13 protein-coding genes are annotated in these 8401 nt (G+C 70.9%); 8 read left to right on the forward strand and 5 right to left on the reverse strand.

The window, feature by feature from the left end; translation table 11 throughout:
• Together ACILRF_RS12335 and ACILRF_RS12340 are read left to right on the forward strand one after the other, a co-directional pair.
• On the forward strand, window positions 1-126 hold a 126-nt coding region (locus ACILRF_RS12335; RefSeq protein ID WP_395673321.1), incomplete at its 5' end, for a peptide-methionine (S)-S-oxide reductase.
• Entirely contained in the window at window positions 123-467 is a 345-nt protein-coding gene (locus ACILRF_RS12340) for an MmcQ/YjbR family DNA-binding protein (RefSeq protein ID WP_395673298.1), read from the forward strand. The genes ACILRF_RS12335 and ACILRF_RS12340, both read left to right, overlap by 4 nt.
• On the opposite strand, the gene ACILRF_RS12345 is transcribed toward ACILRF_RS12340, so the two are convergent.
• From ACILRF_RS12345 to ACILRF_RS12360, 4 genes are all read right to left on the reverse strand, one after another.
• Complete coding sequence (locus ACILRF_RS12345; RefSeq protein ID WP_395673300.1) at window positions 446-1156, reverse strand: DUF599 domain-containing protein; 711 nt, start codon at window positions 1154-1156, stop codon at window positions 446-448. The genes ACILRF_RS12340 and ACILRF_RS12345 overlap by 22 nt on opposite strands.
• 80 nt (window positions 1157-1236) lie before the next feature.
• Window positions 1237-1395 carry a DUF3309 family protein gene (locus ACILRF_RS12350; protein ID WP_395673302.1) on the reverse strand — a complete coding sequence of 53 codons (159 nt, stop codon included), beginning with the start codon at window positions 1393-1395 and terminating at the stop codon, window positions 1237-1239.
• A gap of 88 nt (window positions 1396-1483) precedes the next feature.
• Window positions 1484-1879 carry a DUF983 domain-containing protein gene (locus ACILRF_RS12355; RefSeq protein ID WP_395673304.1) on the reverse strand — a complete coding sequence of 132 codons (396 nt, stop codon included), beginning with the start codon at window positions 1877-1879 and terminating at the stop codon, window positions 1484-1486.
• Window positions 1880-1927: 48 nt separating this feature from the next.
• Window positions 1928-2065: an entericidin EcnA/B family protein gene (locus ACILRF_RS12360; RefSeq protein ID WP_395673305.1), complete on the reverse strand. Its 138-nt coding sequence runs from the start codon at window positions 2063-2065 to the stop codon at window positions 1928-1930.
• Between the two features lie 118 nt (window positions 2066-2183).
• Between ACILRF_RS12360 and ACILRF_RS12365 the strand changes: the two genes are divergently transcribed.
• On the forward strand, window positions 2184-2621 hold the full coding sequence (locus ACILRF_RS12365; RefSeq protein ID WP_395673307.1) for a deaminase: 438 nt from the start codon (window positions 2184-2186) through the stop codon (window positions 2619-2621).
• 47 nt (window positions 2622-2668) lie between these two features.
• A complete protein-coding gene (locus ACILRF_RS12370; protein WP_395673309.1) occupies window positions 2669-3928 on the forward strand; it encodes a pentapeptide repeat-containing protein in 1260 nt (419 codons plus the stop codon).
• Between the two features lie 58 nt (window positions 3929-3986).
• Here the strand turns inward: ACILRF_RS12370 and ACILRF_RS12375 are convergent, their stop codons facing one another.
• On the reverse strand, window positions 3987-4439 hold the full coding sequence (locus tag ACILRF_RS12375; protein WP_395673311.1) for an Hsp20 family protein: 453 nt from the start codon (window positions 4437-4439) through the stop codon (window positions 3987-3989).
• A gap of 252 nt (window positions 4440-4691) precedes the next feature.
• Here ACILRF_RS12375 and ACILRF_RS12380 point away from each other — a divergent pair, with 252 nt between their 5' ends.
• The 4 genes from ACILRF_RS12380 to ACILRF_RS12395 all read left to right on the forward strand — a co-directional run bounded on the left by ACILRF_RS12380 (window position 4692) and on the right by ACILRF_RS12395 (window position 8354).
• Window positions 4692-5489, forward strand: a complete 798-nt coding sequence (locus tag ACILRF_RS12380) for a class I SAM-dependent methyltransferase (RefSeq protein ID WP_395673313.1) — start codon at window positions 4692-4694, stop codon at window positions 5487-5489.
• An 81-nt stretch (window positions 5490-5570) separates the two neighbouring features.
• Window positions 5571-6473 (forward strand): class I SAM-dependent methyltransferase, encoded by a 903-nt coding sequence (locus tag ACILRF_RS12385; protein WP_395673315.1) that lies wholly within the window; start codon window positions 5571-5573, stop codon window positions 6471-6473.
• A gap of 60 nt (window positions 6474-6533) precedes the next feature.
• A complete protein-coding gene (locus tag ACILRF_RS12390) occupies window positions 6534-6857 on the forward strand; it encodes an SCP2 sterol-binding domain-containing protein (protein ID WP_395673317.1) in 324 nt (107 codons plus the stop codon).
• A gap of 6 nt (window positions 6858-6863) precedes the next feature.
• Window positions 6864-8354, forward strand: coding sequence for an alpha/beta fold hydrolase (locus ACILRF_RS12395; protein WP_395673319.1), 1491 nt, complete (start codon window positions 6864-6866; stop codon window positions 8352-8354).
• Window positions 8355-8401 lie beyond the last annotated feature (47 nt).

Consider the following 8401-nt stretch of genomic DNA (forward strand, 5'->3'; position numbering starts at 1 on the left):
CCGGCCGGCCCCTTCTTCTTTGCCGAGGACTACCACCAGCAGTACCTGGCCAAGAACCCGCGCGGCTACTGCGGCATCGGCGGGACAGGCGTGAGCTGTCCCATCGGCCTCGGCGTGGAGCCGTGACGCGCGACGAGCTGCACGCCGCCGCCCTGGCGCTGCCCGGCGCCCACATGGACGTCCAATGGGGCGACGACCACGTCTACAAGGTCGCCGGGAAGATGTTCGCCGCGACCGACGGCGCCTATTCGAACCTCGCTTTCAAGGCCACCGACATCGCATTCGAAGCCCTCACCTTGGGCGGGCGGGCGATCCCCGCGCCCTACCTGGCGCGGGCCAAGTGGGTGAAGTTCGATGACCTTGCCGCCCTCGACGCCGACGAGGTCCGCGGCTGGCTCGCCACCTCGCACGGGCTGGTGGCGGCCAAGCTGACCCGCAAGGACCGTCAGGGGCTGGGGCTGACCTGATCGGCCTCCAGCATGCGACGCATTTCGGCGATCGCACGGGCGGCCGGCGAGCGGCGCTGGCGGGCGAACAGCAGGATCACCGCGCCGACGGTGGCGCAGGCGAAGGCCGCCGGGCCGAACAGCCAGGCCCCGGCCGAGAGCGCGAAATAGTAGCCGCGCACGCCCGAGTTGAAGGAGGACAGGGCCGGGTTCAGCAGCTTGGCCGCCGCGGCGCCGAAGGCGGCGGACTGTTCCGGCGTGGCGTTCACCGGCGCGGCTCCGACCGCCGCGATGCAGTAGTTCATCTGCCGGATCGCCCAGATGAAATCGAGCAGGCCGCGGGCCAGGGTGATCAGCACCAGGGCGAGCTGGAATTCGAACAGCACCCGCGACGAGGTGCGGATGACCTCCAGCGCCGAGACGCTGCGGAACGTCGCCTCGCCGCCGAACAGGGCCCCGGCCGCTGCGGCGATCAGGATCAGGTTGGAGGAGGCGAAGAACGAGGCCGAGTTCAGCACGTGGCCGAGCAATTGGCCGTCCATGAACCGGTTCTCGCGGACCGCCATGTTGCGCATCCAGGCCAGACGGATGGCGGTCATGTCGGTGTTGATCACCCCGCCACGCGCCCGGCCGACCAGCTTCAGCAGCGGCTGGTAGGCCAGCCAGCAGGCCAGGAAGACGCCAAAGGCGGCGACGTCGGCGAACTCCATGCCCGAAAGGCCTCCAGCATCCTCACCCGAACGGGCGGGATGCTAGAGCTGCGCGGCGCAAAGGGGGAGGGGTTTCGCCTTCAGATCCGTCCGAGCAGCACGAGGATCAGGACGATCACCAGCACCAGGCCAAGGCCGCCCGACGGGAAATAACCCCAGCCGCGCGAATAGCCCCAGCTGGGCAGCGCGCCGATCAGCGCCAGGATCAGGATGATGATCAGGATTGTGCCGAGCGACATTGTCTCTCCTCGAAACCGTTCTCCCGACCTCCACCTGAACGGGCGTGGTCAAGCTTGGGTTCCGCCCACCGGGTGGGTGGAGACGACGTCAGTCGGCGGCGTCGGCGGTCTGCAGGCGGGCGTCCTTGTCCTTGACGCCGAGCGCGTACATCAGGCCGATCCAGCCGCCTTTGATCCGCGGCAGGGTCGCGAGAGTCACCAGCGCCAGCCCGCCGAGCAGGATCGGCAGCGACCAATAAAGCGACGCCTCCCAGACGATCGGGAAGATCAGCAGCGGGGCGACGACAATGTGGCCGACCAGCAGGATGGTGAGGTAGGCGGGGCCGTCGTCGGCCGGATACCGCGCTAGCTCGTGGCCGCAGGCGTCGCAGCTTTTCGCCACCTTCAGGTACTTGGCGAACAGCCGGCCCTGGCCGCAGTTCGGGCAGCGGTGCTTGAGGCCGCGCGTGACGGAGGGGCCCAGCGGATGGATGATTTCAGCCATGCCGGCCATATGGCCCCCGCAGGGCCGTTATGGAATGCGGAAATGTACTTAGCGGCGGGCGTCTTCGGCGGCGCCGGCCACCGCGTCGCCGGCGGCGGCGACGTCGCGGCCGATGCCCGACATGGTGTTGCAGCCCGACACCCAAAGGGCCGACAGCGCGGCGCCCAGAACGATCAGTTTGCGCATCTCGAAGATTCCCCCCGGAATTCTTTGCTTGCCGCCATTTCCAATGCCGGCCGCCTGTCGTCAAGCCGTCACGAGACTTTCCCGTCCGCGTCGCAATGGTCATGTTGAACGCATGACCATGCCGGACGACGTTTCCCACATGCGACGGGCCATCGACCTGGCGCGGGCACAGGTCGGCCGCACCGGCGACAACCCGGCCGTCGGCTGCGTTCTCGTCTTGGACGGCGAGGTGGTGGGCGAGGCGGCGACAGCGACGGGCGGCCGGCCTCACGCCGAGGAACAGGCCCTCGACACCGCGGGCGCGGCGGCGCGCGGCGCGGTCGCCTATGTAACCCTGGAGCCCTGCGGGGCCCGATCAGGTGGCCAGGTCTCCTGCGCCGATCGACTGGTCGCCGCCGGCGTCGCGCGGGTGGTGGTGGCCTGTACCGACGCCTCAACCCTGGCCGGCGGGCGCGGTGTGGAGGCGTTGAGAGCGGCCGGCGTCGAGGTCGAGATGGGCCGCCTGGCCGACGCGGCGGCCGGCCTCTACGCCGCCTATCGCCCCCGGACGGGGTAAGGACGTCGTAAGGACGTCGTTAAGCGCCCCCGACTTAGCTTCCGCGAATGGCTATCGCCGCCGCCAAGTCGATGCTGACCCGCCGCCTGACCCAGGCGGAACTGAACGTCATCGCCCAGCGGCACGACCGGCTGTGGAGCTCGCGGCCCGGCGGCGCGCGCGCCGTGTTCGCCTGGATGGACCTGTCGGGCCTGGACCTGCGCGGCCGCAACCTCTGCGACGCCGACTTCACCGGCGCCCTGCTGCACGACTGCCAACTGCAGGGCGCGCGGCTCGACCACGCCACCCTGTTCGGCGCCGACCTGCAGGGCGCGAACCTCACCGAAGCCTCGATGCGGCGCGCCGACCTGCGCGGCGCCTGCCTCCGCGGCGCCGATCTGACGGGGGCCGACCTTTTCGAGGCCGACCTGCGCGAAGGCGCCCTGGCCGCCGCCGACCGCAAGGAGGGCTTCCGCCGCCTGGAGCCGTCGGCCCGGCCCGGCGAGATGCGAGGCGCCATCCTGACCGGCGCCAACCTCGAGCGGACCAAGCTTTCGGGCGTCCTCGCCCAGCGCGCCGACTTCACCGACGCCGTCCTCAAGGACGCCAAGCTGATCCGTGCGAACCTGAAGCAGGCCCAGCTAAAGGGCGCCAACATGTCCGGCGCCGACCTTTCCGGCGCGGACCTCTGCGGCGCCGACCTGCAGGACGCGGTCCTGGTGGGTGCCAAGACCGTCGCGTGGAACGTCATGGACGCCAATATGAAGGGCGTGCTCACCGACGAGCCGGCCGGCTCCGAGGCCGGCGACCAGCCGTTCGACATCATGATGCGCGAACACGCCCGCTGGTGCGCGACCGGGGGCGCAGAAGGGCATCCCTCGTCCTTCCACAACGCCGACCTACGGGCGCTGAAGAGCGTCCGCGGCTTCAACCTGACCGCCCTGCCGGCCAAGGGCGCGGTGTTCTACGGCCTCGACATGGAAGGCGTGCAGCTGCAGGGAGCGCATCTCGAGGGCGCCGACCTGCGCAACTGCAACCTCAAGCGCGCCGACCTGCGCGGCGCACGGCTGGCCGGCGCCAAGCTGGCCGGGAGCGACCTGCGCGAAGCGCTGCTCGGCCCGCTGCTGATTGGCCCGGAGCGGGTGCTTCCCTGCGACCTGGCCGGGGCGAACCTCAAGAACGCCGACCTCAGCCGCGCGGACCTGCACCATGCCAACCTCGTCGGCGCCGACGTCAGCCGCGCCAACTTCACGAGCGCGACCCTGCGCCGGGCGAACTTCACCGGCGTCGTCCGCACCGGGGCCAAGGGCCTCGACGAGATCATCTGAAAGAAAAAGGGCGGCGCCCGCGAGCGCCGCCCTCCGTGTGTGAGGCTGAGAGCCGGCCTTAGGCCGCCTTCTCGCCTTCGATCAGCGGGGACGAGCCGGTGCCGATCTCGATCCGGCGCGGCTTCAGCGCCTCGGGCAGTTCCCGCTTCAGCGAGATGGAGAGCAGCCCGTCCGCGAGGTTCGCGTCGGTCACCACCACATAGTCCGCCAGCTGGAACCGGCGCTCGAAATTGCGCTCGGCCAGGCCGCGGTGGAGGTAGCGGCGGGTCTCATCGTTGGCCGCCTTGCGACCCTGGACGGTCAGGAGGTTTTCCTTGACCTCGACGTTCAGCTCTTCGGGCCGGAAGCCGGCCACCGCGATCTCGATGCGGTAGGCGTTCTCTTCCGTACGCTCGATGTTGTAGGGCGGATAGCCCGTGGCCGCTTCGGCCGTGGCCGCTTCAAGCAGGCCGGCGAGGCGATCGAAGCCCACGACGGAGCGATAGAGGGGGGAAAGATCCACAGTGCGCATGTCACATCCTTCTTCATAAGCAAGGTTGCGGTTGTCGGGAGCGCGGCGATCCGCAAACGGCATCGCCTGCCCCGGAAGGCCCGGAGATCCAGCGCCTTCCGTGTGATGAGTTAGGTGGCGCTTTCGGCGGTTCAAGAGCCGGCAAATGACATCGCCGCTTCGTATCTTCGTGTTTCTGGGCGGTCTGCGCACTTGCCACCGAGGGTGGGGCGCATAAGGGTGCACACGCACATTTCCTGGGGAGGAAACCGCATGTTCCGTTCGCTCGCCATAGCCGCGGCCGTCGCCATGATCGCCGCGCCCGCTGTCGCCGCCGACCCGGCCCTGGAAGCGGCCGTCGCCGCGCCGCACCGAAGCGCCGAGGACCGGGCCCGCGACCCGCATCGCCACCCGGTCGAGAGCCTGACCTTCTGGGGGCTGAAGCCCGGCCAGACGGTGATCGAGATCGCCCCCGGCGGCGGCTACTGGACCGAGATCCTCGCGCCCTACGCGCGGGCCACCAACGGCCGCTATTTCGCGACGACCTCGCCGCGGGCGCGAGAGGCCTTCGCCAAGCGTTTCGCCGACACCGGCCGATACGGCGCCGTCAACCTGGTCGAGTTCGGCCCGACCACCACCAGCCTCGGCCCGGCCGGCTCGGCCGACCTCGTGCTGACCGCGCGCAACCTCCACAACTTCATCGTCCAGCCCGGCTACCTCGACAGGGTGATGGTCCAGATGTTCGCCGTGCTGAAGCCGGGCGGCGTCCTGGCGGTGGAGGAGCATCGCTCGGATCCCAAGCCCGAGGCGGCAAACTGGTCGACCGGCTACATGGCCGAAAAGACGGTCATCGCCGCCGCCGAGAAGGCCGGCTTCCGGCTCGCCGCCAAGTCCGAGATCAACGCCAATCCGAAGGACGACAAGGACCATCCGTTCGGCGTCTGGACCCTGCCTCCGACCCGGGTGACGGCGCCCTACGGCACCCCCCAGAACCCCAACTTCGACCGTCGGGAATTCGACGCCGTGGGCGAGAGCGACCGGATGACGCTGCGGTTCGTGAAGCCTTCGTGACGCAGGGCCTTTGACGGCGCCGGCGGGGCGGGCTACTCGCATTGACCATGGCCAGGCCCGGGGGGGCGTGACGAGGTCGAATTGGCGCGTGAACTCCTGACACTCACCCGCAGGTCCGCCCTGCTGGCGGCCGGCGCCCTGACGCTCGGGGCGGCCGGCTGCGGGCGCAAGGCCGAGGAGCCGCCGCCGGCCAAGGCGGCCGGTTCTCCGCAGAGCCTCCAGTCCGCCATCGACGGCGACTGGCGTTCGCCCGCCGACAAGGCCCGCGACGCCTGGCGCCATCCGGCCGAAAGCCTCGCTTTCTGGGGGCTCAAGCCCGGCCAGACCGTGGTCGAGTTCTGGCCCGGCGCCGGCTGGTACACCGACATCATCGCCCCGTTCCTGGCGGCCACTGGCGGCAAGCTCTACGCCGCCAACCTGCAGCCCGACCCGGCCGATCCCGCCGTCCAGGCGGTCATCGACGCCTTCCGCGCCAAGCTCGAGGGCGCCCGCCGCCGGTATGGCGAGGTCGAGATGACCGCCTTCGGCCCGACCAGCGGGCCGGTGGCCCCGGCCGGCTCGGCCGACCTCGTGCTGTTCCTGCGCAACCTGCACAACTGGATGGCGGCCGGCATCGCCGAAAAGGCGTTCCGCGACGCCTTCGCGGCGCTGAAGCCCGGCGGGGTGCTCGGCGTCGAGGAACACCGCGCCGACGTCGGCGGAGTCCAGGACGTCCTGGCCGCCGACGGCTATGTCCAGCAGGCCTATGTGGTGCAACTCGCGGAAGAGGCCGGCTTCAAGCTGGCCGCGGCGAGCGAGATCAACGCCAATCCCCGCGACACCAAAGACCATCCGTTCGGCGTCTGGACCCTGCCGCCGGTCCGCCGGTCGAGCCCGCGCGGCCAGCCGGACGATCCGGCCTTCGATCACGCCCGCTTCGACGCCATTGGCGAGAGCGACCGAATGACGCTGCGGTTCGTCAAGCCGGCCGCTGCACAACCCTGACGGTTTACTTCCCGGCCTCGCGAAGCGAAGCTTGCCCTTGAGTCGGAGAGGCCGGGGGGCATGGCGACGCTCGAAGAGATCACGGACCGGATCCGCCACGCGGCGGCGTCCGACGCCGATCTCGGCTCGGCCGGATTGGGCGCGTCCATCCGTCTCGAGCTGAAGGGCGAAGGCGTCATCCACATCGCCGGGACCGAGGTCTCGAACGCCGATCTTCCCGCCGACCTCATCGTCACCGTCAGCCGGGCCGACCTGGAAGCGCTGGGCCGCCGCGAGCTCGACCCCGTGCGGGCTATGATGACCGGCCGGCTGAAGCTCTCGGACATGGGGCTGGCCATGCGCCTGCAGCCGCAGATCCGCGCCCTATTCTCAAGAGCGAGCTGACGGCCGATGAGCGAGCCCGCGCCCCTTCTGGAGACGCCCGACAACCGGGCTCCGCCGGGCGAGGCCGAATGGGTCGTCGTCAAGGGCGGCGCGAAGCTGCGCGCGGCCCTCTTCCCGCCTCTGGCACAGGGCCGCCCCCGTGGGTCGGTGGTGCTGTCCGGCGGCCGGACCGAGCCGATCGAGAAGTACTTCGAGACCATCGCCGACTTAACCGCGCGGGGCTTCACCGTGCTGGCTCACGACTGGCGCGGGCAGGGGCTGTCGCACCGCGCCCTTCCCGACCGGCGCAAGGGCCACGCCGACGGCTACAAGGCCTTCCTCGACGACTTCGACGCCCTGCTGAAAGCCTACGAGGACCGGCTGCCGAAGCCCTGGGTCGCGCTCGGCCACTCGATGGGCGGCTGCCTGACCCTGCTGGCCCTGGCCGAGGGCGAGCGCCGGTTCAGCGCCGCGATCCTGTCGGCCCCGATGCTGGGCATCCGCACCGCCCCGGCCTCGCCCGGCGCCGCGCGCCTGATCGCCCGCCTGAACCGCATGTTCGGCCGCGCCGCGCGTTACATCCGCCAACCGCGCCGGGCGCTGCCGGAAGACCAGTTCGACGGCAACATCCTCACGCACGACCCCGCCCGTTTCGCGCGCAACTGCGCGACCGTGGCGGCGCACCCCGACCTGGCGCTGGGAGCCCCGACCTGGGGCTGGCTCGATTTCGCCTTCCGCGCCATGGCCGTCCTGGCCCGACCCGACCGCCTGCGCAGGATCACCCTGCCGGTGGTGATCGTGTCGGCCCAGGACGACAAGCTGGTGGACAACGCCGCACAGGCCGCCGCCGCCCGATACCTGCCGCAGGGAAAGCTGCTGACTGTCCCCGGCGCCCACCACGAAATCCTGATGGAGACCGACGAGATGCGTAACATCTTCCTCAAGGCCTTCGACGCGCTCACCGGCCGCACCGCGCCGAAGCCCGCCGAAGCGCCGCGACCGGCTGCGGCCCCGGCCCCGACCGCCGCGCCCGCTCCGACCGCCGCTGCCGCGCCAGCCGCCGCCCCGGCCGCCGCCAAGCCGGCCGTCCCGGTGACCAAGCCCGCGGCCAAGAAGACGCCGGCCAAGAAGGCGCCGGCCAAGAAGGCCGCGGTTGCGAAGCCTGCAACCGCCAAGACCCCGGCGGCGAAGAAGCCGACCGCCGCCAAGGCCGCGCCGGCCAAGGCGCCCGCCGCGTCGAAAGCCGCGGCCAAGACGCCGGCCGCGGCGAAGAAGCCTGCGGCGCCCAAGGCTGCGGCCAAGAAGCCTGCCGCCAAGCCCGCCGCCGCCAAGGCCGCCACGGTGAAGAAGCCGGCGCCGAAGGCCGCCAAGCCCGTCGTCGCCAAGAAGCCGGTCGTGGCCAAGAAGCCGGCCGCCAAGGCGCCGGTCGTCGCCAAGAAGCCGGCGGCCGCCAAGGCGACTAAGGCCGCCGCGCCGAAAGCCGCGGCCAAGAAGCCGGCCGCGAAAACCCCGGCCTGACGCCTCTCCTCCTCTCCCTCCCCGCGGGGGAGAGGAGCCGTTACCCG

The sequence above is a fragment of the Phenylobacterium sp. genome (genome assembly GCF_044236515.1).
Taxonomy (GTDB): domain Bacteria; phylum Pseudomonadota; class Alphaproteobacteria; order Caulobacterales; family Caulobacteraceae; genus Phenylobacterium.